The 26,591-nt window shown below is 69.0% G+C and carries 26 protein-coding genes and 1 tRNA gene; 8 read left to right on the top strand and 19 right to left on the bottom strand.

Features of this window, described 5'->3' with window-relative positions:
- Positions 1-25: 25 nt before the first annotated feature.
- The gene (truA, locus tag P2PM1_RS07410; protein WP_186398670.1) at positions 26-874 is read left to right on the top strand and encodes a tRNA pseudouridine(38-40) synthase TruA; all 849 of its coding nucleotides are present in this window, start codon (positions 26-28) and stop codon (positions 872-874) included.
- On the opposite strand, the gene P2PM1_RS07405 is transcribed toward truA, so the two are convergent.
- The 13 genes from P2PM1_RS07405 to rpmH form a co-directional block, all read right to left on the bottom strand.
- Entirely contained in the window at positions 796-1,668 is an 873-nt protein-coding gene (locus tag P2PM1_RS07405; RefSeq protein ID WP_186398687.1) for a DUF2189 domain-containing protein, read from the bottom strand. The genes truA and P2PM1_RS07405 overlap by 79 nt on opposite strands.
- A 229-nt stretch (positions 1,669-1,897) precedes the next feature.
- Positions 1,898-3,070 carry a succinyl-diaminopimelate desuccinylase gene (dapE, locus tag P2PM1_RS07400; RefSeq protein ID WP_186398669.1) on the bottom strand — a complete coding sequence of 391 codons (1,173 nt, stop codon included), beginning with the start codon at positions 3,068-3,070 and terminating at the stop codon, positions 1,898-1,900.
- A gap of 29 nt (positions 3,071-3,099) precedes the next feature.
- On the bottom strand, positions 3,100-3,528 hold the full coding sequence (locus P2PM1_RS07395) for a DUF805 domain-containing protein (protein WP_186387399.1): 429 nt from the start codon (positions 3,526-3,528) through the stop codon (positions 3,100-3,102).
- Positions 3,529-3,674: 146 nt separating this feature from the next.
- A complete protein-coding gene (gene dapD, locus P2PM1_RS07390; RefSeq protein ID WP_186398668.1) occupies positions 3,675-4,535 on the bottom strand; it encodes a 2,3,4,5-tetrahydropyridine-2,6-dicarboxylate N-succinyltransferase in 861 nt (286 codons plus the stop codon).
- Between the two features lie 112 nt (positions 4,536-4,647).
- Complete coding sequence (locus tag P2PM1_RS07385) at positions 4,648-5,175, bottom strand: alkylphosphonate utilization protein (protein WP_186398667.1); 528 nt, start codon at positions 5,173-5,175, stop codon at positions 4,648-4,650.
- Positions 5,176-5,281: 106 nt separating this feature from the next.
- Positions 5,282-6,019: a pyrimidine 5'-nucleotidase gene (locus P2PM1_RS07380; protein ID WP_186398666.1), complete on the bottom strand. Its 738-nt coding sequence runs from the start codon at positions 6,017-6,019 to the stop codon at positions 5,282-5,284.
- The gene (gene argB / locus P2PM1_RS07375) at positions 6,016-6,903 is read right to left on the bottom strand and encodes an acetylglutamate kinase (protein WP_208984759.1); all 888 of its coding nucleotides are present in this window, start codon (positions 6,901-6,903) and stop codon (positions 6,016-6,018) included. Before argB ends, P2PM1_RS07380 begins: the two co-directional genes overlap by 4 nt.
- Positions 6,904-7,042: 139 nt before the next feature.
- Positions 7,043-9,307 carry a bifunctional diguanylate cyclase/phosphodiesterase gene (locus P2PM1_RS07370; protein WP_186398665.1) on the bottom strand — a complete coding sequence of 755 codons (2,265 nt, stop codon included), beginning with the start codon at positions 9,305-9,307 and terminating at the stop codon, positions 7,043-7,045.
- 155 nt (positions 9,308-9,462) lie between these two features.
- Positions 9,463-10,131, bottom strand: a complete 669-nt coding sequence (gene yihA / locus P2PM1_RS07365; protein WP_186387404.1) for a ribosome biogenesis GTP-binding protein YihA/YsxC — start codon at positions 10,129-10,131, stop codon at positions 9,463-9,465.
- Positions 10,132-10,178: 47 nt separating this feature from the next.
- On the bottom strand, positions 10,179-10,817 hold the full coding sequence (locus P2PM1_RS07360) for a CatB-related O-acetyltransferase (protein ID WP_186398664.1): 639 nt from the start codon (positions 10,815-10,817) through the stop codon (positions 10,179-10,181).
- 313 nt (positions 10,818-11,130) lie between these two features.
- Positions 11,131-12,993: a membrane protein insertase YidC gene (gene yidC / locus P2PM1_RS07355; RefSeq protein ID WP_186398663.1), complete on the bottom strand. Its 1,863-nt coding sequence runs from the start codon at positions 12,991-12,993 to the stop codon at positions 11,131-11,133.
- A 9-nt stretch (positions 12,994-13,002) separates the two neighbouring features.
- Positions 13,003-13,425: a ribonuclease P protein component gene (gene rnpA, locus P2PM1_RS07350; RefSeq protein WP_208984761.1), complete on the bottom strand. Its 423-nt coding sequence runs from the start codon at positions 13,423-13,425 to the stop codon at positions 13,003-13,005.
- Positions 13,426-13,460: 35 nt separating this feature from the next.
- Complete coding sequence (gene rpmH / locus P2PM1_RS07345; protein WP_067220180.1) at positions 13,461-13,595, bottom strand: 50S ribosomal protein L34; 135 nt, start codon at positions 13,593-13,595, stop codon at positions 13,461-13,463.
- 449 nt (positions 13,596-14,044) lie between these two features.
- Here rpmH and P2PM1_RS07340 point away from each other — a divergent pair, with 449 nt between their 5' ends.
- The 4 genes from P2PM1_RS07340 (at position 14,045) to P2PM1_RS07325 (ending at position 18,318) form a co-directional block, all read left to right on the top strand.
- Entirely contained in the window at positions 14,045-14,833 is a 789-nt protein-coding gene (locus P2PM1_RS07340) for a TVP38/TMEM64 family protein (RefSeq protein WP_186387407.1), read from the top strand.
- A 52-nt stretch (positions 14,834-14,885) separates the two neighbouring features.
- On the top strand, positions 14,886-16,328 hold the full coding sequence (locus P2PM1_RS07335) for an NAD(P)/FAD-dependent oxidoreductase (RefSeq protein WP_186398662.1): 1,443 nt from the start codon (positions 14,886-14,888) through the stop codon (positions 16,326-16,328).
- 98 nt (positions 16,329-16,426) lie between these two features.
- The gene (locus tag P2PM1_RS07330; protein ID WP_208985209.1) at positions 16,427-18,037 is read left to right on the top strand and encodes a HAMP domain-containing sensor histidine kinase; all 1,611 of its coding nucleotides are present in this window, start codon (positions 16,427-16,429) and stop codon (positions 18,035-18,037) included.
- 204 nt (positions 18,038-18,241) lie between these two features.
- Positions 18,242-18,318: transfer RNA gene (locus P2PM1_RS07325), tRNA-Arg, on the top strand.
- Between the two features lie 125 nt (positions 18,319-18,443).
- Here the strand turns inward: P2PM1_RS07325 and P2PM1_RS25390 are convergent.
- A complete protein-coding gene (locus tag P2PM1_RS25390; protein WP_244301439.1) occupies positions 18,444-19,124 on the bottom strand; it encodes a class I SAM-dependent methyltransferase in 681 nt (226 codons plus the stop codon).
- Entirely contained in the window at positions 19,121-20,023 is a 903-nt protein-coding gene (locus P2PM1_RS25385; protein WP_186398661.1) for an NAD(P)/FAD-dependent oxidoreductase, read from the bottom strand. Before P2PM1_RS25385 ends, P2PM1_RS25390 begins: the two co-directional genes overlap by 4 nt.
- A 195-nt stretch (positions 20,024-20,218) precedes the next feature.
- On the opposite strand from P2PM1_RS25385, the gene P2PM1_RS07310 reads away from it, so the two are divergent.
- Entirely contained in the window at positions 20,219-20,662 is a 444-nt protein-coding gene (locus P2PM1_RS07310) for an Rrf2 family transcriptional regulator (protein ID WP_186398660.1), read from the top strand.
- Positions 20,663-20,707: 45 nt separating this feature from the next.
- Here the strand turns inward: P2PM1_RS07310 and P2PM1_RS07305 are convergent, their stop codons facing one another.
- Both P2PM1_RS07305 and P2PM1_RS07300 read right to left on the bottom strand, forming a co-directional pair.
- The gene (locus P2PM1_RS07305; protein ID WP_186398659.1) at positions 20,708-21,958 is read right to left on the bottom strand and encodes an MFS transporter; all 1,251 of its coding nucleotides are present in this window, start codon (positions 21,956-21,958) and stop codon (positions 20,708-20,710) included.
- Between the two features lie 179 nt (positions 21,959-22,137).
- Entirely contained in the window at positions 22,138-22,455 is a 318-nt protein-coding gene (locus tag P2PM1_RS07300; protein ID WP_186396124.1) for a helix-turn-helix transcriptional regulator, read from the bottom strand.
- A 180-nt stretch (positions 22,456-22,635) separates the two neighbouring features.
- On the opposite strand from P2PM1_RS07300, the gene P2PM1_RS07295 reads away from it, so the two are divergent.
- Both P2PM1_RS07295 and P2PM1_RS07290 read left to right on the top strand, forming a co-directional pair.
- A complete protein-coding gene (locus P2PM1_RS07295; RefSeq protein WP_186398658.1) occupies positions 22,636-23,082 on the top strand; it encodes a hypothetical protein in 447 nt (148 codons plus the stop codon).
- Between the two features lie 40 nt (positions 23,083-23,122).
- Positions 23,123-23,584, top strand: a complete 462-nt coding sequence (locus P2PM1_RS07290; protein ID WP_186398657.1) for a DUF305 domain-containing protein — start codon at positions 23,123-23,125, stop codon at positions 23,582-23,584.
- Between the two features lie 54 nt (positions 23,585-23,638).
- Here the strand turns inward: P2PM1_RS07290 and P2PM1_RS07285 are convergent, their stop codons facing one another.
- Positions 23,639-25,381, bottom strand: a complete 1,743-nt coding sequence (locus P2PM1_RS07285) for an SLC13 family permease (protein WP_186398656.1) — start codon at positions 25,379-25,381, stop codon at positions 23,639-23,641.
- Positions 25,382-25,507: 126 nt separating this feature from the next.
- The gene (locus P2PM1_RS07280) at positions 25,508-26,581 is read right to left on the bottom strand and encodes a sulfate/molybdate ABC transporter ATP-binding protein (RefSeq protein WP_186398655.1); all 1,074 of its coding nucleotides are present in this window, start codon (positions 26,579-26,581) and stop codon (positions 25,508-25,510) included.
- Positions 26,582-26,591 lie beyond the last annotated feature (10 nt).

Below are 26,591 nucleotides of genomic sequence, written 5' to 3'. Positions count from 1 at the left end.
GAGAACCGGCGAGCCGATCCCGTTCATGCCCCGCTACAAGCTGACAGTCGACTATGACGGCCGCCCCTTCGTGGGCTGGCAGCGGCAGGCCAACGGCCCCTCCGTGCAGGCGGTGATCGAGCGGGCGGTGACGGCGTTTTCCGGCGAGACGGTGACGATCGGCGGGGCGGGGCGCACCGATGCCGGCGTGCATGCGACCGGGCAGGTCGCCCATCTCGATCTGGAAAAGGACTGGCCGGCGGCGACCGTGCTCGGCGCGCTCAACTTCCATTGCCAGCCGGACCCGGTGGCGATCCTCGATTGCGAGAAGATGCATGAGGGATTCGACGCCCGCTTTTCGGCGATCCGCCGGCACTATCGCTACCGCATCGTCAACCGGCTGGCGCCGCTGACCCACGATCTGGGCCTTGCCTGGCACGTCAAGAAGCCGCTCGATGCCGAGGCGATGCACGGGGCGGCGCAGGTCTTTGTCGGCCATCACGACTTCACCACCTTCCGCCATTCGCGCTGCCAGGCGAAGAGCCCGTGGAAGACGCTGGAAGCCTTCAGCGTGCGCCGCGAGGGCGAGAGCCTGATCGCCGAGTGCTCCTCGCGCTCCTTCCTGCACAACCAGGTGCGCTCGATGGTCGGCACCTTGCGGCTGGTCGGCGAGGGGCGCTGGGGAGCGGAGGACGTCGCCAGGGCGCTGGCGGCGCGCGACCGCGAGGCCTGCGGCCCGGTGGCGCCGCCCGACGGGCTGTATCTGACGCGGGTCGACTACCGCCCGGCGGAGGAGGACGCGGCCTTGCTCGCCGCCTACAGGGCCGGGCTTTCGGGCGCCGATCCCGCGACGGCGGCCGGGGAGGCGGAGGGCGAAGAGGCCTCGGGCGACTGAGCGCCCGCCGGTTCCTCCAGCGGGGCGGGCGGCACCAGCTTGCGATAGAGATGCCAGGTGGTGTGGCCGAGCACCGGCAGGACGAAGATCAGCCCGGCGAACAGCGGCAGCATCGCCAGCAGCAGCGTCGCGGTGACCACCAGCGCCCAGCCGATCATCGGCTTCGGGCTGGTAACGACCGAGCGCACGCTGGTGATCATCGCGGTGATGAAGTCGACGTCCCGGTCGAGCAGCATCGGGAAGGAGACGACGGTGAGCGAGAACAGCACCACCGACAGCACCGCGCCGATGACATTGCCGATCAGCAGGAACATCAGCCCTTCCGGCGTCGTCACCACCACCTCGACAAAGGCGCCGAAGGAGGCGAAGGACTTGAAGCCGAGGAACAGGGCGAGCAGCAGCCGCACCTGATACATCCACATGATCTGGACGAACAGCACGACGAAGGCCATCCAGGCGAGCTCGCGCCGGCGCTGCGCCCAGATGACGCCGAGCACGCCCGGCCAGTCGAGCGGCGCGCCGGTCTCCAGCCGGCGGCTGACCTCATAGAGGCCGACGGCAATGAACGGGCCGATCAGGCCGAAGCCGATCGCCAGCGGATAGCTGAGATAGCTCATATGCAGGGCGGAGGCGGTGAGCAGCACCAATATGCCGCCGGCGGCATAGACGAAGCCGAAGAACAGGCCGAAGCGCGGCGCCGCCCGGAAGTCGCGCATGCCGGCACCGAGCGCATCGACGATGGCATCGAAGCCGATGGCGTTGACCCGGGTGGGATCGGGCCGCCGGGCCGGCATTCCCGAAGGCGCATTCCCCGAAGGCGCGTCCCCCGAAAGCGCGCTCTTGTCCTGCTCGACCGTCATTGCCTGCCTCCCTCGCAGCCGTGGACCCTTGTTTCCAGACACTGCAACAAGCAGGACCACTGAAACAGACCTGCGTCAATCCGTCACCTTCGCAAAGATACGTGCGGGGCGCGGGGAGAGACGAACCGATGCGGGTTGCAAGGCGGGGGGAGACGCCTGTCGGTCAGCCGGCGAAATAGCTGTCGAGGAAGCGGCGATAGATGGCGGCAAGCCCGTCGAGCTCGGCGAGCGGCACCCGCTCGTCGACCTGGTGCATGGTCTGGCCGACCAGGCCGAACTCGACCACCGGGCAGTAATTCTTGATGAAGCGGGCATCCGACGTGCCCCCGCCGGTCGACAGCTCCGGCCGGCGGCCGGTCTCCGCCTCGACCGCGTCGGCCAGCGCCTCGATCAGCTCGGCGTCATGGGTGAGGAAGCTGTCGCTGGAATCATTGGTGAATTCGAGCTGCCAGTCGCAGGAGAGGCCGTCGATGCCGGCAAGCGCATGGCGCAGATGCGCCTTCAGGCTCTCCACCGACCAGGTGTCGTTGAAGCGGACGTTGAACTGGGCGACCGCCTTGCGCGGGATGACGTTGAAGGCGGCATTGCCGACATCGACGGAGGTGATCTCCAAGTTCGATGGCTGGAAGCGCTCGTTGCCGGTGTCGAGCTCCAGGGCGTCGAGACGGGCGAGCAGCGCCAGCATGTCGGAGACCGGGTTCTTCGCCAGATGCGGATAGGCGACATGGCCCTGCACGCCGGTGACGGTGATAATGCCCGACAGCGAGCCGCGCCGGCCGACCTTGATCGCATCGCCGAGATGTTCGGGATTGGTCGGCTCGCCGACGATGCAGGCGTCGAACGTGTGGCCGCGCGCCGCCGCCCATTCGAGCAGCTTGACCGTGCCGTTGATCGCCGGGCCTTCCTCGTCGCCGGTGATCAGGAAGGAGATGCGCCCCGGCAGCGCCTCGCCCTTGTCCGCCACATAGGCGATGGCGGCGGCCGCGAAGGCGGCGATGCCGCCCTTCATGTCGACCGCGCCGCGCCCGTGCAGGATGCCGTCCTCGACCGTGCCGTCGAACGGGCCGTGCCGCCAGGCCCCCGCATCGCCCGCCGGCACCACATCGGTATGGCCGGCAAAGGCAAGGTTCGGACCCTTCGTGCCGATGGTGGCGAAGAGGTTCTCCACGTCCGGCGTGCCGCGGTCTGAGAACACCATGCGCTCGACGGTGAAGCCGGCCGCCGTCAGCCGCTCCTCCAGGAGGGCGAGCGCGCCGCCCTCGGCCGGCGTCACGGAGGGGCAGCGCAAGAGGTCGCGGGCAAGGGTTGCGGCAAGGGAAAGGCGGGTGTCGGCCATGGCGGTCTGCGGGGTGTCCTGAAATTGCGCTAGGTCGGTCTCGCCCAGCGGCTGTTGGGGCGCGGGCCGTAAGGATTCGGCCCCGGCTCGCCGGGCATCAGGCCGAGGCCGAGCACGAACAGCAGGTTGAGCGCCGGCACGAAGACCAGCACGGCGAGGAAGCCGGTGAGGTTGCGGTCCTGCAGCCGCTTGATGGCCAGCGCCAGCACCACCCAGTGGCTGGCGAACAGCATGTAGGGCAGCAGAGGATGCGAGTTGACGAAGTCCTCCATCGTCACCACCGTCGTCTGGTCGCCGGTGACGTCGAGGCCCTGCACCCACAGGCTGACCGGAATGGCGAACAGCGCCCACAGGAAGCCGAGCGCGAGCATATAGGGCTCGCGCGACACACGCCCGATCGGGCTGAAGAACAGCCAGAGCGGCCCCAGCGGGCCCGGATGCGCTTGCGGTTGCGACATGGAATGTCCTGGACAGGAGACGGTCTGTTGTCCCCGAAGTAGGCCGGGAGGCGCCGACAATCAAGGCGCTTTGCCCGATTGTCGTGCGCCTGCGCGGTTTTGCCCGGCGGCGCGGCGATGCGCGCAAGGCGGCCGGGCGCCCGGACTCAGTCGCGCAGCAGCTCGTTGATCGAGGTCTTGGAGCGGGTTCTCTCGTCGACGCGCTTGACGATCACCGCGCAGTAAAGGCTCGGCCCCGGCTCGCCGCCGGGCAGCGGCTTGCCCGGCAGGGTGCCGGCAACGACCACCGAATAGGCCGGCACCTCGCCGTAGAACACCTCGCCGGTGGCGCGGTCGACGATCTTGGTCGACTGGCCGATGAACACGCCCATGCCGAGCACCGCGCCCTCGCGGACGATGCAGCCCTCGACGACTTCCGAGCGGGCGCCGATGAAGCAATTGTCCTCGATGATCACCGGCCCGGCCTGCAGCGGCTCGAGCACGCCGCCGATGCCGACGCCGCCCGACAGATGCACGTTGCGGCCGATCTGGGCGCAGGAGCCGACGGTCGCCCAGGTGTCGACCATGGTGCCCTCGCCGACATGGGCGCCGAGATTGACGAAGGACGGCATCAGCACGACGTTGCGGCCGATATGCGCCGAGCGGCGGACGATGGCGCCCGGCACGGCGCGAAAGCCCGCGCCCTCGAAGTCGACGCCGCGCCAGCCATCGAACTTCGACGGCACCTTGTCCCACCACGCGGCATCGCCCGGCCCGCCCTTGATGATCGCCATCGGGTTGAGGCGGAAGGACAGCAGCACGGCCTTCTTGAGCCACTGGTTGACCACCCAGTCGCCGCTCTCGGCTTTCTCCGCCACCCGCGCGTGCCCGCGATCCATCAGGTCGAGCGCAGCATCGACCGCATCGCGCACCGCGCCGGTGGTCTGGGCGGTGATCGTGTCGCGGTCCTCGAAGGCGGCGTCGATGATGGCGGCGAGCTTCGCCTTGTCGGTAGGGGCCGTGGTCATGCGCGGGGGTCTCCGGAAGGTCCGTGGAAAGCGTCGGAAAGTCTCCGCGCGGACCTAACCGCCGCGCCCGCGCGAAGTCAAGGCCGGGCGGGCCGGCGCCGCGCCGACCTGCTCAGGCCTTCTTGACGAACTGGCAGAGGATGACGATCCGCTGGCCCTCGACGCGGCCTTCCAGATGGTTCGGATTGTCGGCGACGAGGGAGATCTTGCGCACCGCCGTGCCGCGCTTGGCGGTGAAGCCGGCGCCCTTGACCGGCAGGTCCTTGATCAATGTGACGGTGTCGCCGGAGGCCAGCACCGCGCCGTTGCAGTCGACATGGACGACGGCGTCCTCGCCGCTGCCGCCGCCGCCCGCGCCCTGTTCGGCCCAGGCCAGAACCTCAGGCTCCAGCCAGGCGGTGTCCAGCAGGTCCCGCGCCCAGGCCGCCTCCGGCAGGCCTTTCAGCAGCCGCCAGGCCAGCACCTGCACCGCCGGCTCGGGGCTCCAGATCGCCTCGTTGAGACAGCGCCAGTGGGGCTCGTCCCGCGGCCCCTCCTCGATGCCGGCCCGGCAGACGGCGCAGAGCGGCACGCTGTCCTCGCGCGGGGGCACAGTAAAGGCGGTGGCGCCTTCGGAATTGCAAAGGGCACAAGCGGTCATGGGATGTCCTGTCGGCAGGCGAAGCGGAAGGGATGCGGTGGCATACGCCACCGGTGCCGCCGCGTCCAGCCGCAAGACAGCGACATGTGATCGCCGGCGAGCCGCATCACACCTCGATGGCGCCGAGCACGGCGTTGAGGAAGCCGGCGAGATCGTCGGTGACGAAGTCGACATGCGGGGCATTCTGCCCTTCCAGCTCCCATTCCTCGCGGAAGACGGCGCGGGTGCCTTCCGGCACCAGGAGCACCGAGCGCATGCCGAGCTTGTGCGGCACCTGCAGATTGCGGGAGAGATCCTCGAACATCGCCGCGCGCGCCGGCGAGACGCCGGTCTTTTCCAGGAACCGGTTGTAGGTCTCCAGGTTCGGCTTGGGCAGCAGCCCGGCGGCGACGATGTCGAAGATGTCGTCGAACTGCTCGGAAATGCCGAGCCGGGCGGCGGTGCGCTCCGCATGCGGCCGGTCGCCATTGGTGAAGATGTACTTCTTGCCCGGCAGCCGGGCGATCGCCTGGCCGAGCCGCGGATTGGGCATGACCGGCGAATAGTCGATGTCGTGGACATATTCGAGGAAGGCGTCCGGCTCGATGCCATGCTCGACCATCAGCCCGCGCAAGGTGGTGCCGTAATCGCGGTAGAACGCCTTCTGCTTGAGCCGCGCCTCCTCCGGCGGCATGCCCAGATGGCGGGCGATATAGCCGGAAATCCGCGCGTCGATCTGCGAGAACAGGTCCGAACTCGGCGGGTAGAGCGTGTTGTCGAGGTCGAAGACCCAGGCCTCCACGCCGGTGAAGACCCGCAGGTCCTGCTCGTGGGCGTGGCGGCCTTCGCGTTCGCTGATGCTCATGGGCGCAGCAAGGTCCCGGCGCCCTGGTCGGTGAACAGTTCGAGAAGCACCGCGTGCGGCACCTTGCCGTTGAGGATGACGACGCCCTCGACGCCGCGCTCCAGCGCGTCGATGCAGGTCTCGACCTTCGGGATCATGCCGCCGGAAATGGTGCCGTCCTCGATCAGCGCCCGCGCCTGGGAGATGGTGAGCTCCTTGATCAGCTTGCCGCTCGCGTCGAGCACGCCGGGCACATCGGTGAGGAACAGCAGCCGCTTGGCGTCGAGCGCGCCGGCGATGGCGCCGGCGAAGGTGTCGGCATTGATGTTGTAGGTCTCGCCGTCGGCGCCGGGGGCGACGGGGGCGACCACCGGGATCAGCTCTTCCTTCATGACGAGGCGCAGCACCGTCGGATTGACCTCCGCCGGCTCGCCGACGAAGCCGAGGTCGAGGATCTGCTCGATCGCCGAATTGGGATCGCGCACCCGCCGCTGCAGCTTCTCGGCCGTCACCATGTTGCCGTCCTTGCCGCACAGGCCGATCGCCTTGCCGCCCTCGGCATTGATCAGGTGGACGATTTCCTTGTTGATCGAGCCGGCGAGCACCATTTCGACGATCTCGACGGTGGCCTTGTCGGTGACGCGAAGGCCGTTGCGGAACTCGCTCTTGATGCCGAGCCGGTCGAGCATCGTGCCGATCTGCGGCCCGCCGCCATGCACCACCACCGGCAGCACGCCGGCCAGCCGCAGCAGGGTGATGTCGCGGGCGAAGGCATTGCCGAGCGCCGGATCGCCCATGGCATGGCCGCCATATTTCACCACCACGACCTGGTCGTCATAGCGCAGCATGTGCGGCAGGGCGGTGGAGATGATCTTGGCGGGATTGATCGGGGCGGTTTCGCTCATGGACGGACGGACACCTCGGCTGGGACGGCAGGAAGGGCGGAGCGCGATCCGCGCGCCACCCGGTCTATAGCTGCTTTCGGAAAGGGGCTCAATTGCGGCCCGGCGGGGACCTGTGCGCGGAAACGGGAAAAGCCGGCGCTCAGGCGAAGCCCGCGTTGCGCTGGGCGGCGGTCTCCGCCTCCGCCGCGCGCGGCTGGGGCAGCCCCGACCATCCGGCCGCGCCGAGCAGCGCACCGATCCGCTCGGCGGCGATCGGCCGGGAAAAATGGAAGCCCTGCAGGTCGGTGCAGCCGAGATGCGCGAGAAACGCCTTCTGCTCCTCGGTCTCGATGCCCTCGGCCGTCACCTTCAGCCCCAGATCGGCGGCAAGGTTCACCACCGCGCGGGTCACCGTATCGTAGTCGACCTTCTCGCCGAGGCCGCGCACGAACTGGCGGTCGATCTTGATCCGGTCGATCGGGAACTGCAGCAGGTGGTTGAGCGAGCCGTAGCCGGTGCCGAAGTCGTCGAGCGCGATCGAGATGCCGAGCAGCTTGAGGTTCTGCAGCACCGCCTCCAGGTCGCTGCCCGGCGTCAGCAGGATGTTCTCGGTGATCTCCAGGTCGAGATTGCGCCCGTCGAAGCCGGTGCGCTCCAGGATCGAGCGGACCCGGTGGACGAGGCGCGGGTCGCGCAACTGGCCGGAGAACAGGTTGACCGACAGACGGAAGCCGTGGCTTGCGGCCTGCACCCAGGGCAGGGCGGTGCGGCAGGCCTCCTCCAGCACCCAGTAGCCGATATCGGCCGCATGCCGGCTGCCGTCGAGGACGGCGATGAAGGCAGCGGGCGGCAGAATGCCGCGCACCGGATGGTTCCAGCGCATCAAGGCCTCGGCCCCAATCACCGCTTCGTCGCCGATGCGCACCACCGGCTGGTAGAGGAGCTGGAACTGCTGCCGGTCGACCGCGTCGGCCAGCTCGCGCGCCAGCGTGTTGCGCCGGTCCGCCTCGCGCCGCATCGCCGCGTCGAACACCATGAAGCGGCCGCGTCCCCGCGTCTTGGCGGCATAGAGGGCAAGGTCGGCATTGCCCATCAACTGGCTGTAGGAACCGCCGTGATCGGGCAACACGGCGATGCCCATGCTGCAGCCGCAGGCGGCGCTCTCGCCGCTGTCGTCCGGCCCCGGCACGGCGATCGTCTGGGCAAGGCCGGCGGCATATTCGGCGATCGCCCCGTCGCGGGCGAGCGAGGGCTCGAGAATGGCGAACTCGTCGCCGCCGAGCCGGGCGACGGTCGCCTGCGGCCCCGCATGCGCGCGCATCCGCTGCGCCGTCTCGACCAGCAGCCGGTCGCCGCTGGAATGGCCGAACGTGTCGTTGACCAGCTTGAAATGGTCGAGGTCGAGCAGGAACAGCGTCGCCTCCTCGCCGGTCTCCTGCCAGCGGCGGAAAGCGTCGGCGACCCGCGTCTCGAACGTCGCCCGGTTGGCGAGCCCGGTCAGCGGATCGTGGCGGGCAAGATGGGCAAGCTCGCGGTTGACCAGCTCCATCTCGGTGATGTCGCGCGCCGTGCCGCGATAGCCGAGGAAGGTCCCGCCCGGGGCGAACACCGGATAGCCGCTGACCAGGTTGAAGCGCTCTCTGCCGTTGCAGAGCCAGCGGAACCGCAGGTCGCGAAACGGCTGGCGCGCCTCCAGCAGCGCGCGGTGCCGCTGCCAGAACTCGGAGCTCTCGCCCGAGCCGGTGGGGGCCTCCCAGCGGGTCTTGCCGACGAAGGCGGCGGGGTCGACCCCGTTGTCCTCGGCGCTGCAGGACAGATAGGTGAAGCGCAGCTCCGCGTCCTGCTCCCAGATCCAGTCGGAGGTGATGTCGAGATAGCTGGAGAAGCGGGCATCGCGCCGGCGCCCCTCGAGAATGCGCACGGTAAGCGCGGTGAGGTCGCGCAGGCTGGCGAACTCGTCTTCGCTAAGCCCGTGCGGGCGGACCTTGTCGTCGATGACGCAGAGCGTGCCGATGGGAAGGCCGGTGTCGAGGTGGATCGGAAAGCCGGCATAGAACCGGCTGCCGCCCTCGATCTCCACATAGGGAAAGTGGCGGAAACGCGGATCGGCGGTGAGGTCCGGAACGATCAGCGGCGCGCCGGCGCGATAGGCGACGCCGCAGACGGTCTGGGAGGCCGGCAGGCGGACCGTGTCGCTGCCGACACGGGCGAGCACGAACAGGTCGGCGTCGTGGATGAAGGTGACGAAGGATTTGCCGCAGTTGGCGATGCGGGCGGCGAGGCGGACGATCTCGTCCAGCGCGGGATCAAGCGAATGACCCACCAGATGCAGGCTGGCGATCTCCCTGTGCAGGTGATCGACCTGCTGCCGTCCTGCTTCTGTGCCGGACGCTTCGCCCGTGGCATTCCCGCGTTCGACGTGCATGCGGTTGTCCCCTCGATTCCGCAGGCATAGCCTATGTGACTTTACGCAGCGTTAAAAGCCGAGGGCGCGCCGTCCCGCCGAAAGATGCCCCCGCATCGGCGGTCAAGCATCCCCATTTTTGACGGGTCGGCAAGTGCGGGCTGCGGCATCCGGCCTCAGATGGTGGAAAGCTTATGGATTTCCGCGCGAATGTCGGCAAGGCCGGCCGATTTTTCCGAGGAGGTGACGATGATCCGCGGATGCGCGGCCGGACGCTTGCGGATCTTCTCCGCCGTCTCCTCCTCGACCCGCCGGGCCTGGCCGGGCTTGATCTTGTCGATCTTGGTCAGCACCACCTGGTAGCTGACCGCCGCCCGGTCGAGCAGGGTCATCACCTCCAGGTCGTTCGCCTTCAGCCCGTGGCGGCTGTCGATCAGCACGAAGACGCGGCGCAGCCTTGCCCGCCCCTGCAGATAGGTGAAGACCAGGCTGGTCCAGGCGTCGACCAGCGATTTCGGCGCCTCGGCATAGCCGTAGCCGGGCATGTCGACCAGCGTCACCGCGCTTTCGGGCGCGGTGAAGAAGTTGAGCATCTGGGTGCGGCCGGGGGTGTTGGAGGTGCGCGCCAGCCCGTTGACGCCGGTGATGGCGTTGATCAGGCTGGACTTGCCGACATTGGAGCGGCCGGCGAAGGCGATCTCGATGTCGCCTTCCGGCGGCAGTTGCTCGAGCTGCGCGACGCTGGTGACGAAGGCCCAGGGACGGCGGAACAGCAGGCGGCCGGCCTCGATGTCCTCCGGCGTGTGGGGACTGTCTGCGTCGGCGCGGTCGTCCGGCTGGCTCATGGCGGCGTTCGTCTCGGCTCTCTGGGGTCTGTCGTCGTGCGGATGCTCTAGACGGCCTGCTCCAGCTTGTCGAGGTCCGCGCCGCGGATCGCAGCGAGATTTCGGGCGATCTTCTCCGCCGGCCAGTCCCACCAGGCAAGCGCGAGCAGCCGCTCGATCACCTCCTCGGCAAAGCGCAGGCGGACGATGCGCCCCGGATTGCCGACGACGACCGCATAGGGCGGCACGTCGGAGGCGACGACGGCGCCGGCGCCGATCACCGCTCCGTCGCAGATCGTCACGCCGGGCAGGATCACCGCCTCGCGGCCGAGCCACACGTCGTTGCCGACCAGCGTGTCGCCGCGATGGCCGCGGCCGAGCTCGGCCATGTCGAAGCCCTCGTCCCAGCCTTCGCCGAAGATCGCGAAAGGATAGGTGGAGAAGCCGTGCATCGGATGGCTGGCGCCGTTCATGATGAAGCGGACGCCGGTGGCCAGCGCGCAGAAGCGGCCGATCACCAGCCGGTCGCCGATGAAGTCGAAATGATAGAGCACGTTGCGGGTCTCGAACTCCGCCGCGTGATCCTCGTCGTGGTAATAGGTGTAGTCGCCGACCTGGATGGTCGGGCGGGTGATCACCGTGTTGAGGAACACGGTATGCGGTTCCCCGCGAAGGGGATGGCGCGTGCGCGGGTCGGGACCCTGCATGGGATGTCTCCGGGATGAACTCAGGAAGCGCTTGAACCGGAACGCGCGGCCGGCCCGCCTGGGGGCCCGTGCCGCGTCCCGTCACTGTCCGGGCGCGGGGCAGCCGCCTTGCAGCCACCGCTCGCGCCATCTTCAGGCGATCCTGTTCATCGGCCCTCTCCCCGAATGGTTCTCTTTGCGAACTGATGCCGCTTTAATGGGGAGCCCCCGCCGCCCTTGCAACCCCCGGCCGGGCGGGAACAACGAAAATGGCCCCGGAGGGTTGCTCCGGGGCCACACTGTGAGTTTCGCAAGGTCTGCCGACGTCGGGCGCTTATTTCGCCTTCGGCTTGTCGGCCGGCTCGTCCTTCTTGCGGGCGAAGGTGCCGCGCAGATTGTCCCAGAGCTCCACCTTGACGCCCTGCCGGCTCATGATGACCCATTGCTGGGCGATCGACAGGGAGTTGTTCCAGGCCCAGTAGATCACCAGACCGGCCGGGAACGAGGCCAGCATGAAGGTGAACAGCACCGGCATCCAGGTGAAGATCATCTGCTGGGTCGGGTCCGGCGGGGCCGGGTTCATCTTCATCTGGACGAACATGGTGATGCCCATGATCAGCGGCCAGATGCCGAGCATCAGCAGTTGCGGCGGGTCCCAGGGGATCAGGCCGAACAGGTTGAACAGCGAGGTCGGATCGGGCGCCGACAGGTCCTGGATCCAGCCGAAGAACGGTGCGTGCCGCATCTCGATGGTGACGAACAGCACCTTGTAGAGCGCGAAGAAGACCGGGATCTGCACCAGCACCGGCAGACAGCCGGCGAGCGGGTTGATCTTCTCCTTCTTGTACAGCTCCATCAAGGCCTGCTGCTGCTTCTGCTTGTCGTCCTTGTAGCGGTCGCGGATCTCGACCATCTGCGGCTGCACGAGCTTCATCTTGCTCATGGAGACGTAGGACTTGTTGGCAAGCGGGAAGAAGATCAGCTTGATGATGACGGTCACCAGGAGGATCGCCACGCCGAAATTGCCGACCAGGTTGAACAGGTAGTCGATGACGTAGAACAGCGGCTTGGTGAGGAAGTAGAACCAGCCCCAGTCGATCAGCAGCTCGAACTGCTTGATCCCGAGGTTCTCCTCGTAGGCATCGAGCTTGGCAGTCTCCTTGGCGCCGGCGAACAGCCGGGTTGTGGCGCTCGCCGTCGCGCCCGGCTCGACGCGCAGCGCCTCGCCGAGGAAGTCGGCCTGGAAGTTGTCCGTCGCCCGCGTGTAGGAGAACTGCGGCTGGAAGGTGCCCTCGCCGGTGGGGACGAGCGCCGCCGCCCAATACTTGTCGGTGATGCCGAGCCAGCCCTGGTTGACCGCGGCCGGACGGATGCGGCCGCTGTCCTGCAGGTCGTCATAGTCGATCTCGGACAGGCCGGCATCGCCGAACACGCCGATCAGACCCTCATGCAGGATGTAGAAGCCTTCCGTATGCGGCGTGCCGTTGCGCACGATCATGCCGTAGGGATAGACCTGCACGGCCGCGCCGCTCTCGTTGCGCACCCGCTGCTCGACCGTGAACATGTAGTCCGGGTCGATCGAGACGACGCGCTCGAAGACGAGCCCCTCGCCATTGTCGAAGGTGAGGGTGACCGGGGTCTGCGGCGTCAGCCTTGCCCCCTCCGGCGCCTGCCACACCGTGGTGGCGTCGGGCAGGCGGATCGAGGCGCCCGGATCGGCGGTGACGCCGAAATCGGCGTAATAGGGTGCGGGTGCGCCCTTGGGCGAGAACAGCACGATCGTCGGGCTGTTCGGCTTCACCGTCTCGCGGTAGTCCTTCAGGCGGATGTCGTCGATGCGCGCGCCGACGAGATTGATCGAGCCGGCGACGCGCGGCGTGTCGATGACGACGCGCGAGGTGGCGGCCACCGCCTGTTCGCGGGTCATCGCCGCGGTCGCAGGGGCGGTGCTGCCCGGAACGCTGGCACCAACGCTGGCTCCAACGCCGGCACCGTCCTGTCCCGGCGTCGGGACGATGCCGGGCGCCTGCGGGGCCGGGGTTCCGTCGGCCGATACCTGTTCGCTCTGGGTGGCCTGCTGCTGCTGCGCCAGCTCCCGCTGGCGCTCGAGCTGCGGCTGGGCAATGAAATACTGCCAGCCGAGCAGGACGATCAGCGACAGGACGATAGCCAGGATCGTGTTACGGTTGTCGGCCATTGTCGGCGTTCACCCTTCGTTATTCGCTGGACGTTGTCTGTTACGGTCGCCGCCGCCCTTGCGGTGGCGCGGCCGCGATACGTCGCCGCCCGACAGCGGCGTGCGGGCAAGGCACTGCCCGATCTCCCGGACCAGCTCGTCGAACGGGGCGCACAAGGCTCCGCGCCGGCCGACCAGAACATAGTCGACCTGCTGGCGGGCCTGACCTGCGGCGGCACGCAAGGCGGCACGGAAACGCCGGCGGATGCGATTGCGCTCCACCGCGTTGCCGGTCTTCTTGGTGACCGTGTAGCCGATGCGCGGGCCGGCCTCGCTGGCGGCGGCCTGCATGACAAAAGCACGCCGAGAGGTCCGGCCGCCCTTTGCGACGGCCAGGAACTCGGCGCGCTTCTTCAGCGTCGGCACTGTTGAGCTCGGCGGGGGCTGGATCACCGAAACGACTCCTTCGCCCGCCCGTCCGGCCCGCGTTAAGCGCTCAGCCGCTTGCGGCCCTTGGCGCGGCGGCGGGCGAGAACCTGGCGGCCGTTCTTCGTGGCCATCCGGCTGCGGAAGCCGTGGCGGCGCTTGCGGACGAGGCGGCTCGGCTGATAGGTGCGCTTCATTGTCTTCTTTTCCGCGCGCTGAGGGGCGCGCGGCCCTGGTTGTCGAATTTTCTGGTGGTCGATCCCCGCCGGCCCGGGTCGTCAAGACCGGTCAGACAGGGATGTCGTGGGCGCCCGCATAAGTCAGCCGACCCGATTGCCGGGCTTATACGGGCCGGGGCGCGCGAAGTCAACGACAAGCGCGGTGTCGCGGCGGGGTGCGATCCACCACTTTCGCCGCGCTTTCGCCGGGCGGTGCGGCGGGGGGCGAGACCGGCCGGAAGGCGCGCTCACGCCGGGCTCACGCGGGCCGGCCGGCGTTTCACTTCCCGGTGAGAGGGACGATTCCCGCTTTCGTGCCCGCCGCTTGGCGCTAGGGTCGGAACGACCAGTGTGGTCAAATGCGGTCAACCCGGCAGGCCCGCCCCAGGGTCGGGGCGGGGACCCGCGCCGCCGAAGGGAGAGGCCCCATGCAGGGCGACGACAGTACGGCGAGGGCAGGGCAGGCGGCGCGCCGTCCGGGCCTGCGCCGCTTCCTGCCGCTGGCGGCGATCCTGGCGGCGATGGCGCTCGGTTATGCCTTCGGCCTGCACCAGCACCTGAACCTGTCCGAGCTGATCCGCCGCCGCGCGGAGCTTGCCGGCCTTGTCGAGCAGAACCTGTGGCTGGCGGTTGCCGGCTTCGCCGCCGTCTATGTGGCGGCGGTGGCGCTGTCCTTTCCCGGCGCCGCGCTGCTGACCGTGCTCGGCGGCTTCCTGTTCGGCTGGGCGCTCGCCGGCACCCTTGTCGCCTTCGCCGCGACGCTCGGCGCCGGGCTGATCTTCCTGGCCGCCCGCATGTCGCTGGGCGAGGCGCTGGCGGCGCGGGCCGGGCCGTTCCTGTCGCGGCTGGCGGAGGGCTTTCGCGAGGACGCCTTCCACTATCTGCTGTTCCTGCGCCTTGCCCCGGTGTTTCCGTTCTGGCTGGTCAATGTCGCGCCGGCGGTCTTCGGCATGCGGCTGCGGCCCTATCTGCTCGCGACCTTCGTCGGCATCCTGCCGGGCACCTATGCCTATGCCTTTATCGGCGCCGGTCTCGACAGCATGATCGCGGCGCAGGAAGCGGCCTCGCCCGGCTGCGCGGCTGCCGGCACCTGCCGCATCGAGCTTTCCGCGCTGGCGACGCCGAAGCTGATGCTGGCCTTCGCCGCGCTGGGTCTTGTCGCGCTCATTCCCGTCGTCCTGAAGAAATGGCGTGGCCGCAGGCCGCCCGCCGCCTGATGATCCTCCCGCCGACGTCCCGCCGGCGCCCGCGTTTCACAAGAGGTTTCGCATGTCCCGCATCCTCACTCCCGACATCTGCGTCATCGGCGCCGGCAGCGGCGGCCTCTCCGTCGCGGCGGCAGCGGCCGCCTTCGGCGTCGATACGGTGCTGATCGAACAGGGCGAGATGGGCGGCGACTGCCTGAACTACGGCTGCGTGCCGTCCAAGGCGCTGATCGCCGCCGGCAAGGCCGCCTACCACGCCGGGCACGGCGCGGGGTTCGGCGTCAGCGTGCCGCGCGTCGATGTCGACTTCGCCGCCGTCAACGACCATATCCGCGAGGTGATCGCCGGCATTGCCCCGCATGATTCGCAGGAGCGCTTCGAGGGGCTGGGCGTCACGGTGATCCGCGCGCCGGCGCGCTTCCAGGACCCCCGCACGGTGCTGGCCGGCGACGCGCAGGTCCGCGCCCGCCGCTTCGTCGTCGCCACCGGCTCCTCGCCCCTGGTGCCGCCGATCCCGGGCCTTGCCAGCGTGCCCTATCACACCAACGAGACGATCTTCACCCTGCGGACCTGCCCGGAGCATCTGCTGGTGATCGGCGGCGGGCCGATCGGCCTGGAACTGGCGCAGGCGCATCGCCGGCTCGGCGCGCGGGTCACCGTCATCGAGGCGGCGCGCGCCATGCCGCGCGAGGATCCCGAACTCGCCGCCATCGTGCTGGAGCGGCTGCGCGGCGAGGGGGTGGAGATCGTGGAAGGCGCCACCGTCACCGCGGTTTCCGGCGCGGCCGGCGCGATCCGCCTGACCATCGCAGAAGGCGGGGGAGACGGCGAGGCGGTGCGCGAGAGCGAGGGCACGCATCTGCTGCTGGCGGCCGGCCGCAAGGCCAATGTCGAGGGGCTGGGGCTGGAGGAGGCGGGCATCGCCTTCGACCGGCGCGGCATCACCGTGGGGGCGGATCTGCGCAGCTCCAACCGGCGGGTCTATGCCATCGGCGATGTCGCCGGCGGACCGCAATTCACCCATGTCGCCGGCTATCATGCCGGCATCGTCATCCGGGCGCTGCTGTTCCGCCTGCCGGCGAAGGAGGATCGCGACATCCTCCCGCGCGTCACCTTCACCGACCCGGAGATCGGCCATGTCGGCCTCAGCGCCGACGAGGCGCGCAGCCGCTTCGGCGCCAACCGGGTGCGGGTGCTGGAGGCGGCCTTTGCCGGCAACGACCGGGCGCGGGCGGAGCGGCGCGCCGACGGGCTGGTGCGGCTCGTCGCCGGGCGCGGCGGGCGCATCCTCGGGGCCAGCGTCGTCGGGGCGGGCGCGGGCGAGATGACCAACCTGCTGTCGCTCATCGTCGCCCGCAAGCTCACCGCGCGCGATCTTGCCGGTTTCGTCTCTCCTTATCCCTCCCTTGCGGAAGCGGTTCGCCGCGCGGCGATTTCCTATTATGCTGACAGCGCGCGCAACCCGTGGATTCGCCGCGCCGTCCGCGTCCTCGCCCGTTTCGGCTGAGGCGGGAGGCGGAACGGGCTCTGCGCCGGCAAACGGGGCAGAGCGTTCCGGACCGTTCGGCGGGCAGGCCGCGCGGCACAGCAGCGACAGGGTGGCCATTGAGCGCGCCGCATCATGACGAGACGTCCCGCAGGGACGCTGCGACAGAGGCTGCCGCCGCGCGGCCGGGGCGCCGCCGCAGCGGCCTGTCCGGCAAGCTGCTGATCCTCACCGTGATCTTCGTGATGATCAGCGAAGTGCTGATCTTCGTGCCGTCGATCGCCAATTTCCGCAATACCTGGCTCACCGACAAGCTGACCATCGCCGGCGTCGCCGCCAGCGTGCTGGTGGAGACCGACACGGTGTCGCCGGCGGTGCAGGCGGAGCTGCTGCGCGCCACCGGGGCGCTGGCCGTCGCGCTCGACGAGGGCGAGCGCCGCCGCCTGATCGCCATGGTCGAGACGCCCGGCGAGATCGGCCGCACGGTCGACATGGGCAAGGCCGATGCGATGACCTCGGTGATGGAGAGCTTCGCCATCCTGCTGTCCTCGGGCGAGGGGCGGATGCGCGTCATCGGGCCGACCCAGATGGGCATCGGCGGGCGGGTCGACATCGTCATGCCGGAGGCGCGGCTGCGCAACGCGATGCTGGCCTTCTCGGTGCGCATCCTGGCGCTGTCGCTGGTGATCTCGGCGATCACCGCGACGCTGGTCTACCTGTCGCTGCGCTGGCTCCTGGTGCGCCCGATCCGCCGGCTGACCAGCTCGATGCTGGAGTTTCAGGCCGCGCCCGACGATCCCGGCCGGATCATCGTTCCCTCGGGCCGGCAGGACGAGCTGGGCGATGCCGAGCGCTGCTTCGCGCAGATGCAGACGACCCTGCGCGCGACGCTGGAGCAGCGCCGGCAACTGGCGACCCTCGGCCTTGCCGTGTCGAAGATCAACCACGACCTGCGCAACCTGCTGGCCTCGGCGCAGCTCTTTTCCGAGCGCCTGGAGCAGGTCGCCGACCCGACGGTGCAGCGGCTGGCGCCGAAGATCATCGCCACGCTCGACCGCGCCGTCGACTACACCAGCTCGGTGCTGGCCTATGGCAGCGCCCGCGAGGCGCCGCTGCGCCGCCGCCTGGTGCGGCTCGACCTGGTGGTGCGCGATGTCGGCGAGGTGCTCGGCCTCACGGCCGACGGGCCGATCGCCTTCGAGAACCGGGTGGCGGAGGGAACCGAGATCGAGGCCGATCCCGAGCAGGTGTTCCGCGTGCTGATGAACCTGTGCCGCAACGCGGTGCAGGCGCTGCGGCAGGGCGGTTCGGACACGCTGGTGTGCCGGATCGTCGTCGAGGCGGAGCAGCGGGGGGCAGACCTCATGGTGCGGGTGCGCGACACCGGGCCGGGCGTGCCGCCGGCCCTGCGCGACAAGCTGTTCCGCCCGTTCCAGTCGGCGGCCGGGCGCGGCGGCTCCGGCCTTGGGCTGGCGATCGCCGCCGAGCTGGTCGGCGCCCATGGCGGCGAGATCCGCCTGCTGGAGCGGATGGGGCCCGGCGCGGTGTTCGAGATCCGCCTGCCGCGCGCCGCGCCGGCGGCCGGCGCTGGAATGGAAGAGGGGACAGGAGAAGGCGCGGGCGAGAGGGCCGGAGACGGGACAGGCGAGGGGGCGCAACAGGGGGCGCAACAGGGGGCGGGCGGGGCCGATCCGCGGACCCGTGCCGCCCCGGCCGAGCGGCGCGGCTGAGCCGGTTTCTGTTCCGGTTTCGGCAGCTTATCAACAGGTTGCGGGCCTTGGTGAAAAAGTGCGAGAAAATCGCGCGCCCTCGCTTGCAATCCAAGAAGGACCAGAGTAGAGGTAGCGCCCTGTCCGGAGGCGATGTCCCGGACGGACCGCCTCGCCTCGTGCCCGTTGGCCCTGCGCCTTGAGCATGACGGCATGATGGCCAAAGCACCGGTAGCTCAGCTGGATAGAGCACCAGACTACGAATCTGGGGGTCGGGAGTTCGAATCTTCCCCGGTGCGCCATTTTCCAAATACTCAGATCTCCCGTTTGTCCGGCGTCGGCGCTACCGCTGCGGGGTCGTGCGTGACGTGCCGCGTGTTGTTCGCCGCCCGGCAGCTCTCCTCTTGCCAACGGCATGCGACGATGCTCAGCCGGCGAAGGCGACCCAGCCGCGAAACGAGAAGGCGGCATAGAACAGCGCCGGTGTGCAGAAGCCGGCCTCCCGCAAAAGCGCTTCCTCTTCGGCCGGGGTGAGCAGCGGCAGGCGTTGGGCCATGGCGCGCGCCGAGGCAAGGCCCTGCGCCGGATCGCGGCCGCCCCGCCCGGCGAACGCGGCCGAGCGGGCCAGCCAGCGCTCCGCCTCGCCGTCCGGCGAGGCGTGATGCGCCGTGACGAGCGCGGCGCCCGGCGCCAGGCGGCGGCGGATTTCCCGCAAGCTGTGCAGCCGCTCGGCCCTGTCCAGGAAGTGCAGCACCAGCAGGCATGTCGCGCCGCCGAACGGACCGATAGGCGCGTCGTCGACGGTGCCCTCCAGAAGCGCGATCCGGCCGGCATGGGCGGCGGTCGTGCGCCGCGCGATGTCGAGCATCGCCGGGGAGGGATCGACGCCGGTGAACCGCCAGCCGGGCCGCGCCTCAGCCATCGCCTGCAGCTCCAGCCCGCCGCCGGCACCGACCACGAGGATGTCGGCGGCGCTTTGGGCGCGCTCGCCGAGAAGAACCGTCGTCATCCGGTGCAGGTCGGCCAGTCCCGGCACCTTGGCCGGGGTGTCCTGCGTGTAGGATGCCACGGCCGCCGGATCCTTGAACGGTGCGGGTGCGGTGCTCACGACGCGGCCCCGAAGACCAGAGAACGGTGCATCGCCAAGGCCGCCATGACGCCATCGGCGCAGGCGAAGGTGACATTGTGCGCCATGCGGGTGATGTCGCCGGCCGCGAACACGTTGGCCGCGCTGGTCATCCGCATCTCGTCCACCTTGATCGCCGGCCCGAGCGGTCCGGCCTCGATCGCGCAGCCGAGCTGTTCGGCCACGGCGCTGTTGAGGCGGTTGCGCGGGGCGATGAACAGCGCTTCGAGCGGACAGGCCCGCCCGTCGGCCAGATGGATATGCGACAGGTTCCGGCCTTCGCCGGTCAGGCGGACGACGGCGGCAGGCTCGATCCGGACGCCGCGCCGGGCAAGCGCGTCGCGGTGCTCCGTCTCCAGGTCGCCGCCGTCCAGATAGAGCGTGGTCGGCCCCCAGTCGCTGATCATCATCGCCTGATGATGCGAGAGCGGCGAGGTCTTCAGCACGCCGAGCGGCCGGCCGCTGAACTCGTAGCCGTGACAATAGGGGCAATGCAGGACGGATGTGCCCCAGCGCTCCGCCAGCCCCGGCGTTTCCGGCATCTCGTCGGAAATGCCGAAGGCCAGAAGCAGGCGCTTGCCGGTGACGAGCGCGCCGCTGCGCAGCGCGACCGAGAACACGCCATCGTCCCCGCGCGCTTCGACCGCCGTATCCGTGAGGAAACCGACGGTCGGATAGGCGGCGACCTGTCGGCGCATGGTCTGCAGCATGGCCTGCGGATCGCTGCCGTCCTGGGCGAAGAAGCCGTGGGAGGTGGCGGCGAAGCGGTTGCGCGGCGCGCCCGCATCCACGACGCATACGCTCCTGCGGGCGCGCGCCAGATAAAGGGCAGAGGACAGTCCGGCAAAGCTGCCGCCGATGATGAGAGCGTCACGATGCATGGGATGGATCTCGCTGGATCAGGCGTCCACCCATCCAGTTGTCGGGGAAGGGCGTCTGCGCTGGACATGGGGTGTTCTGGAACGTATCAGTTGGAGATACATAACAGCCGGCAGTTCACGTATCAACATTTGTTGCGTGAAATTCGCGAGCGGCCCGAGGGGCGCCCTGCTGCGCGCACTGGAGCGGAGGAAGACATGAACAAGGACACGCGGCTGTCGGACGTGCTGCATGTGCTGCTGCATATGGGCCAGTTCCACGGGCCAGTGACCTCCGATGTGCTGGCCAGAAGCATGGGCACGAACCCGGCGGTGTTTCGCAGGACGATGGCGGGCCTGCGGGACGCAGGCCACGTCACGTCGGGAAAGGGCCATGGCGGCGGATGGCAACTGGCACGGCCGCTCAGCGAAATCACCCTGCTCTCGGTCTATGAGGCGCTCGGGCGCCCGACGCTGTTCGCGATCGGCAATCGCAGCGACACTCCCGCTTGCCTGGTGCAGAAGAACGTCAACGCCGCGCTGGCGGAGACGATGGTGCAGGCCGAGGCGCTGTTCCTTGCGCGTTTCGGCGAGGTGACGCTGGACACCCTGATGCCCGAGGCGCCGGTGCCGCTGACGGTGCATGGGGCCGGGCCGGGCTGAGCCCGGACGGCGGCGGCCGCGAGGCGCTCAGGTTCAGTTCGTGCCCTATGCCGACATTCCATGCCGGACGGGCTTCGATCTGAGCGGCGGCACCACGCCGATCCGCTGGAGATCCCAGTGCAGCAGAAGGAGCGCCCCCAGCCCCAGCACAGAGACGACCAGAGCCGCGCAAACCGCCCAGGTCATGGAATACGCGGCGGCGGCCCAGGCAAACAGGAACGGAGCGGCCGCCCCGAGCACACTCCGGATTGCCGCCAGTCGCCCCAGTCGAAGCCCCAGCCCCGATGCGCCGAAAAGAGCGACGGGAACCGCCCCGCGCACGATGCTCGACAGCCCCGCGCCAGCTCCAAGAATGGCGGCAAAGGCGAAGGCGATAAGCGAGGCAGGGCCAGGCAGAAGCAACAAGAGGACGGCGGCGAGGATCGCGCCGGCAGACAGGATCGCGACGAACAGCGGATGTCTGTTCCGCCAGACCGTCGCATCCACGACGCGGACGACAACCTGGGCGGGACCCATCACCATCGCCGCAACATAGGCGGCCTCTCCGAGGGTGAGGGACCGCAGGATCTCGACCAGATGCACAGTGACGGCCGATATCGCCATGCCCGTCAGCGCGAACCCCATCGCCAGTAGCTGAAACGCGCGCCGGGCGACGGCTTTGCCCATGACCGGCGCCGCGGATGGCTGCTGCGGGGATGCGGCGACCGGCGATGTCGGGGCGACTGCCACGGGCAACGCCCTCGTCCAGAAGTGCAGGGCGGCACAGAGGATGTGAGTCGCCGCAAAGAACAGATGCGCCCCGCGCCAGCCGATTGCATCGACAAGAAAGCCGCTGAGCGGCCAGTAGATCGTCGAGGCAAAGCCGGCGATAAGGGTCAGCCGTGTGATGGACTTTCGCGTGTCGTCCGGGCGTTTCTGCGCCAGCATTGCAAAGGCTGCATCATAAAGGACGGCAAAGCTGAGAATCTCGATCAGGATCGTCAGACCGCCAAAGACGTAGATGTTCGGGGAGAACGCCAGGAGCGTCAGCAGCAGCGCCATGCTGATGCTCCCGGCTGTCATGACCTGTGCCGCGCCGATCCGGTCCAGCCACCCGCCCAGCACAGGGGCCGCAAACCCGCCCAGAAGCAGTCCGATCGAGAAAAGGCCGAACAGCAACGGCTCGCCCACCTGAAACTCTCGTGCGACGGCGGGGGCAAGGATCGGAAATGCGTAATAGATCGATCCGTAGCCGATGATCTGCGTGACCCCGAGTGCGGCGACAAGCGGAGCGTTGCGGGGCAAAGTCACGCGCATCGGCGATATGCCTTCTTGACGCCAGCCGGTGTCCTGCCGAACGGCGCCGGGGTGCGAAAGGCCAGGCGGCATTGCCGCCTCTGCCGCGATCCGGCCGTGTCGACCAAGCCCGCAAGGGCTGTGCAATAACCGCCATACATCCGGATGTGCCGTTTTGGAGAGAATTGAACGCCGCCGTTTCAGGCGGCATCCTCGGTAGGCTGGATGATCACCCCGCAACAGCATTCCGACGTCAGAAAGGCCAGCAGGCGCTCCATCGCCGGGTAATCGACGCGATTGAACACCTCACGTCCCTTTTTGTCCTGCACGACAAGCCCCGCATCGACCAGCGCCGACAAGTGATGCGCCAGTGTTGAAGGGGCGAGCCCGAGATGGTCGCCAATGTCGCTGACCCGCAGACCTGCCTCCCCCGCTTTCACCAAGAGGCGAAAGATCGAGAGGCGCGCATCGTGTCCAAGCGCGGCAAGTGCTCGAGCGTTGGGGCTGGTCAGTGTCATGGGCGAAACATAACTATAATACTAGTTTTGTCAATTCTTCTGACGAGAGTTGACGGCACGCCGCCCCGAGCGGGGACAAAACGGCGCCACATTGCTGACGACAATGGGCGGCTCTCGTTGCTCCTGGAGCCCGCTCGTCGAGACGGGCAGAAATGCAGGCCCGATCGAATGCCGCGCCAGATGACCTTCGCCAGGATCCGGGACGTGCTGCTCAGCCTGTCGCTGGTTCTGGCGGTCGCCCTTGCCTGGCCGTCGATGGGCAAGCTCCCGCCGCGCTCCGGGCCGGCCGGCCCGCACCCTCCGGCAAGCGTCGAGGCCGCCGCTGCCGAGGCGCCCGCCAGCAACGCCGCCGCCATCAGGTCTTCCCATGGGGCGCATGCTCACCACCGCATCTCGCCCGAGTCTGCCCCCAACTCTGCCTCCGACGCCGCTCCCGGCTCTCCGCCCGATTGCGCGCCCGACATGGGCTGCTGCGTCATGACCCAGTGCCATCCCGGCCTGGCGCTGGCCCTGCCCGAGATGCCGCGGACGGCCTCCTTGCGGGCGCATGAGCCGGGCCGCCCAACGGCCGCGGCCGGGATCGACCCGGCAATCCTGGTGCCGCCACCGCGCATCCTCCCTGTCTGATCGACCCTGAGACCAGTCAATCATTCAAGGAGACCTTGAGATGAACACATTGAAATTCGCGGTCGCTGCAATCTTCGCGGCGTCCCTGTCCACCCCGGCGCTCGCCCAGGACGAGGCAGCGTTCCAACTCCCCGAACAATGCACTTCGGGCAGCGCCATGGGCCATGCGGGCCATGGCGGCATGCATGGTGGCGGTCGGGAGACGGGCATGATGCGGATGGAGGGCATGGACATGGCCGGCATGACCGAGTTCCAGCGCCAGAACATGGAGAAGATGGCGGTCACCATGCCGGCGATGATGGACGGCATGATGCAGGGCGACCCGGATGTCGCCTTCGCCTGCGCCATGATCGCCCATCATCAGGGCGCCATCGACATGGCCCGGATCCAGCTCGAACACGGCAAGGACCCGTGGATCCGCGCCCTGTCCGAGCAGATCATCGAGGCGCAGGTCCGGGAAATCGCCGACATGACGCAGTGGCTGGCCGACAACGCCAGATAGCGCACCGCGAGGTCGCCGAAACAGGGGCCGCGCGGCGCGACTGCGTGGCCCCGCTCACAGCCACAGACCCACAAGGGCCGCAAGGCCCGTCATGCCCGAGGCCAGGGTCACCGGCAGTCCCAGCCGGAGGAAATCGGCGAAGCGATAGGCGCCGAGCCCCATGACGATCATGTTGCTGTGGTGGCCGAACGGGGTGAGGAAGTCGATCGAGACGCCGAGCGCGAGGGCCAGCAGGAAGGGCTCCGGCGGCAGGCCGGCCGCCTGGGCGATGCCGATCGCGATCGGGCCGAGCACGATGGCGGTCGAGGCGTTGTTGACGAACGGCGTCACGAGGACCGCAAGCAGCAGCACCGAGGCGATGAGAGGCAGGTCCGTCGAGGGCAGCGCCGACAGCAGCAGGTCCGCCAGCAGCCGGGCGGTTCCGGTGGTCTCGACCGCCTCGCCGAGCGGAATCATCGCGGCCAGCATGATCAGCACCGGCCAGGGCAGGTTGGCGAGCCCGTCGCGCAGGTTCAGCCAGCCGGCGAGCGCCAGCGCCAGGACGACGAGGCCGAAAGCGATCTGGGGTGCGACCGGGGCGAAGGCGGCAAGCGCCACGCCGCCGAGGAAGACGCAGAGCGGTCGCCAGTCGGGCGGGTCGGTCCGCACGCTTTCGGCAGCCTCCAGGGCGAGCATCTCGGTCTCCTCCAGCGCCTCGCGCAGCAGGTCGGGCTCCCCTTCCAGATAGAGCACGTCGCCGATCGAGAGCTGAAGATCGGCGAAGCCGCCTTCGATCCGGGGCGACTGCAGCGACGCGGCCCGCGTGACGATGCCTCTGGCGGCCAGCGCCTCGATGGTGGCGATGCGGGATCCGACCACGGTGCTCTCGGGCATCACCACCGCCTGCAACGAAATGCCGTCCGGCGGGCCCGCGCCGAGGTCGAGAGCGCCGTCGGCGCGAAGACGCGCCAGTCGGCTGTGGTCGATCCCGATCAGCAGCCTGTCGCCCGCCTCCAGCACCGCGACGCGCGGCAGGAACTGCCGCTTTCCGGCGCGGGTCACGGCATGGAGCTCGAACGGCAGACCGGCCGGCGAGGCCCCGACAAGCGGGGAACCGGCCGGGACCACGCCTTCGGCGACGACGCTGCGGGAGGGCAGCGAGGGCGGGGCGGGCGTCGCCGCGCCGCCGCCGGTCACGGGCAGGATGCGCGGGGCGAGGAGACACAGGACGGCGATCCCGGCAAGTGCCGCCGGCAGGCCGGCAACGGCATAGCTAAAGAACGAGAAGCCCGTGCCGGTGGCCAGTGCGAGCTGCTGACTGACGATCAGATTGGCGGGCGTGCCGACGATCGAGCACACGCCGCCGAGCAGCGAGGCGAAGGCGATCGGCATCAGCACGAATTTCGGATTGAGATCGCTGGCGCGGCAGACACCGAAGGCGACCGGGATCATCAGGGCCAGCGCGCCGATATTGTTCATCACCACCGACAGGGCCGCGGTAAGGGCGCACAGGGTCGCCAGCAGCCCGGTCGGGCCGAGCCGCAAGGCGACGATCCGGGCGGACAGGCGCTCCAGAAGGCCGCTTCTCGACAGCACTTTCACCACCAGCAGGATCTCGACGACGGTGATGAAGGCCGGGTTGGCGAAGCCGGCAAAGGCGTCGGCCGGCCCGACAAGGCCGAACAGGACGCCGAGCGCGAGGCCGGTCAGCGCCACCACCTCCATGCGGAAGCGGTCGACCAGGAAGACGACGAGCATGCCGCACAACAGGACGACGAGAAGGAGCTGTTCGAGCGCGAGGAGGGGGCCGCCGTCCATCACGCCGGCATCCTTTCTGGCGTCCTTGCCGGGGGGCTTGCCGGGGGTCTTGCTGGAGTCCTTGCCGGGGATTTTTCCGGGCGCGGCGCGCGGCGGTGCCGGAGCCCGGCGAGACCCGGCATCGCCTCAGACCGTCTCGGCGCATGCCTCCCGCCCGGCCTGTGCGTCGGCGAAGAGTTTCCAGCTTCTCGGGCGGAAGGCGATCCGGCTGCGCAGGGCGGCGGGATGATCGGCGGGAAGTTCGATTTCGACGATCCGGCGATCCCCGCCAACGGCCAGTTCCACCCGCCGCGTCGCCTCGACACGGCGGCTGGACACCACCACTCCGGCGATGCAGCCGCCGCAGCCCTCCACGAGTTCGACGTCGTGAGGCCGGAAGAACAGGTGCGCCGGACCGTCCGGAACGTCGCCGGCGGCAAGACCGAGGCTCCGGTCGTCGATCCAGACCCCGCCAGTGTCGACCCTGACCGGCAGACGGCTCGATTCGCCGATGAAGCCGTAGACGAAAGGGGTAAGGGGCCTGTCATAGACATCATCGGCCGATCCCACTTGCTCGATGGCCCCCTGGCTCATGACGACGACGTGGTCGGCAAGCTCCAGCGCCTCCTCCTGGTCGTGTGTGACGAAGACGGTGGTGTGGCCCGTGGTCTCGTGGATCTCGCGCAGCCAGCGCCGCAGATCGCGCCGCACCTGCGCATCAAGAGCACCGAACGGCTCGTCGAGCAAGAGCACCTTCGGTTCGATGGCGAGCGCCCTCGCCAGCGCCACCCGCTGGCGCTGGCCGCCGGACAACTGGCTGGGATAGCGGTTCTCCAGACCCGGAAGCCGGACAAGCTCGAGCAGTTCGCTCGCCCGCCGGCGGATCTGCGCCGCCGAGGGGCGCAGGCGGCGCGGCCGCACCTTGAGGCCGAAGCCGATGTTCTCGGCCACCGTCATGTGACGGAACAGCGCATAGTGCTGGAAGACGAAGCCGACATTGCGCTCCTGCACGGTCTTCTGCGAGGCGTCGTCCTCGCCGAAGAAGATCGCGCCGGAGGTGGGGAATTCGAGCCCGGCGATCAGGCGCAGAAGCGTCGTCTTGCCGGACCCGGACGGGCCGAGCAGGGCGATCAACTCGCCCGAGCGGATGTCGAGCGAGACGCCGTGCAGGGCGGGGAAACGGTCGAACTCCTTGCGGATGTTGCGGATGCTGAGTTCCATTGCGGTCTCC

It is taken from the genome of Stappia sp. P2PMeth1 (assembly GCF_900185735.1).
GTDB lineage: Bacteria > Pseudomonadota > Alphaproteobacteria > Rhizobiales > Stappiaceae > Stappia.
The sequence above is the reverse complement of the archived record's forward strand: the minus strand, read 5'-3'. Positions and strand labels throughout refer to the sequence as shown.

Coding starts and splice junctions, on each gene's coding strand:
- truA (WP_186398670.1), top strand. CDS start 26: ATGCCCCGCTACAAGCTGACAGTCGACTATGACGGCCGCCCCTTCGTG.
- P2PM1_RS07405 (WP_186398687.1), bottom strand. CDS start 1,668: ATGCCGGCCCGGCGGCCCGATCCCACCCGGGTCAACGCCATCGGCTTC.
- dapE (WP_186398669.1), bottom strand. CDS start 3,070: ATGGCCGACACCCGCCTTTCCCTTGCCGCAACCCTTGCCCGCGACCTC.
- P2PM1_RS07395 (WP_186387399.1), bottom strand. CDS start 3,528: ATGTCGCAACCGCAAGCGCATCCGGGCCCGCTGGGGCCGCTCTGGCTG.
- dapD (WP_186398668.1), bottom strand. CDS start 4,535: ATGACCACGGCCCCTACCGACAAGGCGAAGCTCGCCGCCATCATCGAC.
- P2PM1_RS07385 (WP_186398667.1), bottom strand. CDS start 5,175: ATGACCGCTTGTGCCCTTTGCAATTCCGAAGGCGCCACCGCCTTTACT.
- P2PM1_RS07380 (WP_186398666.1), bottom strand. CDS start 6,019: ATGAGCATCAGCGAACGCGAAGGCCGCCACGCCCACGAGCAGGACCTG.
- argB (WP_208984759.1), bottom strand. CDS start 6,903: ATGAGCGAAACCGCCCCGATCAATCCCGCCAAGATCATCTCCACCGCC.
- P2PM1_RS07370 (WP_186398665.1), bottom strand. CDS start 9,307: ATGCACGTCGAACGCGGGAATGCCACGGGCGAAGCGTCCGGCACAGAA.
- yihA (WP_186387404.1), bottom strand. CDS start 10,131: ATGAGCCAGCCGGACGACCGCGCCGACGCAGACAGTCCCCACACGCCG.
- P2PM1_RS07360 (WP_186398664.1), bottom strand. CDS start 10,817: ATGCAGGGTCCCGACCCGCGCACGCGCCATCCCCTTCGCGGGGAACCG.
- yidC (WP_186398663.1), bottom strand. CDS start 12,993: ATGGCCGACAACCGTAACACGATCCTGGCTATCGTCCTGTCGCTGATC.
- rpmH (WP_067220180.1), bottom strand. CDS start 13,595: ATGAAGCGCACCTATCAGCCGAGCCGCCTCGTCCGCAAGCGCCGCCAC.
- P2PM1_RS07340 (WP_186387407.1), top strand. CDS start 14,045: ATGCAGGGCGACGACAGTACGGCGAGGGCAGGGCAGGCGGCGCGCCGT.
- P2PM1_RS07335 (WP_186398662.1), top strand. CDS start 14,886: ATGTCCCGCATCCTCACTCCCGACATCTGCGTCATCGGCGCCGGCAGC.
- P2PM1_RS25385 (WP_186398661.1), bottom strand. CDS start 20,023: ATGCATCGTGACGCTCTCATCATCGGCGGCAGCTTTGCCGGACTGTCC.
- P2PM1_RS07310 (WP_186398660.1), top strand. CDS start 20,219: ATGAACAAGGACACGCGGCTGTCGGACGTGCTGCATGTGCTGCTGCAT.
- P2PM1_RS07305 (WP_186398659.1), bottom strand. CDS start 21,958: ATGCGCGTGACTTTGCCCCGCAACGCTCCGCTTGTCGCCGCACTCGGG.
- P2PM1_RS07300 (WP_186396124.1), bottom strand. CDS start 22,455: ATGACACTGACCAGCCCCAACGCTCGAGCACTTGCCGCGCTTGGACAC.
- P2PM1_RS07295 (WP_186398658.1), top strand. CDS start 22,636: ATGACCTTCGCCAGGATCCGGGACGTGCTGCTCAGCCTGTCGCTGGTT.
- P2PM1_RS07290 (WP_186398657.1), top strand. CDS start 23,123: ATGAACACATTGAAATTCGCGGTCGCTGCAATCTTCGCGGCGTCCCTG.
- P2PM1_RS07285 (WP_186398656.1), bottom strand. CDS start 25,381: ATGGACGGCGGCCCCCTCCTCGCGCTCGAACAGCTCCTTCTCGTCGTC.
- P2PM1_RS07280 (WP_186398655.1), bottom strand. CDS start 26,581: ATGGAACTCAGCATCCGCAACATCCGCAAGGAGTTCGACCGTTTCCCC.